Origin of the sequence: Halomonas sp. BC1 (assembly GCF_002078135.1) — a bacterium.
Classification (GTDB): Bacteria; Pseudomonadota; Gammaproteobacteria; order Pseudomonadales; family Halomonadaceae; genus Vreelandella; species Vreelandella stevensii.
Genome location: NZ_LFGS01000009.1, coordinates 99,568 through 100,956 on the forward strand (window position 1 = coordinate 99,568; position 1,389 = coordinate 100,956).

At 47.4% G+C, this 1,389-nt stretch carries 2 protein-coding genes; both read left to right on the top strand.

Translation table 11 applies throughout. The annotated features are described in order from the left end of the window. Positions 1-344 precede the first annotated feature (344 nt). The gene (locus B7L72_RS08360) at positions 345-611 is read left to right on the top strand and encodes a hypothetical protein (protein ID WP_016913346.1); all 267 of its coding nucleotides are present in this window, start codon (positions 345-347) and stop codon (positions 609-611) included. Beyond that, entirely contained in the window at positions 599-1,294 is a 696-nt protein-coding gene (locus B7L72_RS18220) for a zeta toxin family protein (RefSeq protein ID WP_139788472.1), read from the top strand. Before B7L72_RS08360 ends, B7L72_RS18220 begins: the two co-directional genes overlap by 13 nt. The last annotated feature ends 95 nt before the right edge of the window (positions 1,295-1,389 follow it).

Sequence of the window (1,389 nt, forward strand, 5' to 3'; positions counted from 1 at the left end):
GAAGGGCGGCCCTAGCCGCCCCGAGCCACGGTGATCGAGCAAACCCCAGTGGCATATTCGGCACCCCTCACGGGGTGCTTCGCGGGTGCGCTCTGCTTACACCGCGCTACGGATGCATCGCCAACGATACGCATGGGCGAGCACCCCGTAGCGCGGCGTAACGAAAGAGCGAGAGAAACGAGCGAAAGAGGCACCCGCAGCGGCGGCCCGGCGCGAAGGCGGCGCCAGCCGCCCTGATCGAGCCACGATATTTAATGAATCATTGCAATAGCCTGCTCTATTCGAAACTACTCGGTCTATAATGAATCTATGGTTTCACAAGCTGTACTGAGAAGGGAGAAATCATGAGTCAGAAATCAAACCACGAGAAGCTAGCGATGGTGCGCAAAGGTAAGAGAAAAGATCCAATGCAAGACACGCGCTCACTCATGCAGTTTGCGAGTGAATCCTCTCGCGCGGCCATCCAAAGAAATTTGGCAGCAGGTGTTTCTGTGGTCTATGAACGTGATGGCTATCTGGTTGAAGAGTCGCCCGATCATCAGGTCAAGCAGCTCAAAAAGTTAAAACAAGCCCAGCCGTTCAATCTTAGGGAGTATTTGTGCCAAGGTTAAGGCTTGTTGCTGGCCCAAATGGCTCGGGTAAAACAACCCTGACTCAATTTTTGCTTAGTAAGAAAATACCATTAGGGCAATATTTAAATCCTGATGATATTGCGAAGCATATTGAGCTAAATGATGTTATTGAAAAAACCTCAACCGCAATGTCTGAGGGCAAGGCGTCCGTAAAGTCTTTTGCTAAAGAGTTTGAAACGTATTTTGCTGCGATATCTGCGCAAGCGATTGCCACAGGCCTGAGAGAGGATTGGTTGGAGTCTGGGCTATCTCTCACCTATGAATCTGTTATGAGTCATAGTAGTCACATAAGATTTGTTGAAAAAGCACTAGATTTTGGGTTTGAGCCCTACCTCTATTATATTTGCACATCAAGTCCTGAGATTAATCAGGCTCGTGTTGCACAAAGAGTTTCGAGTGGTGGGCATGATGTCCCTGCCGAAAAGATAATAAGTCGCTATCAAGCAAGCTTGTCACTTTTGCATGAAATGGTTGTGAAATGTAGAAGAACTTATTTTTTTGATAATTCTAGTGAAATGCATCTGCATTTTGCAGAAGCCACACCTGATGGTTTTCTAGATATCTATGAAAGCGAATTTAAAAAATTTGATTCACAGTGGTTTGTCGATTCAGTGCTTAAAAAATGGGACAGATCTAAAGTGAGATCTGCACGCCCCTCATAACGCACGTAGCAATAAATAGCCGCCAACACCCGTATTAGCGGCCCTAGCCGCCCCGATTGAGCCACGGTGATCGAGCAAACCCCAGTGGCATATTC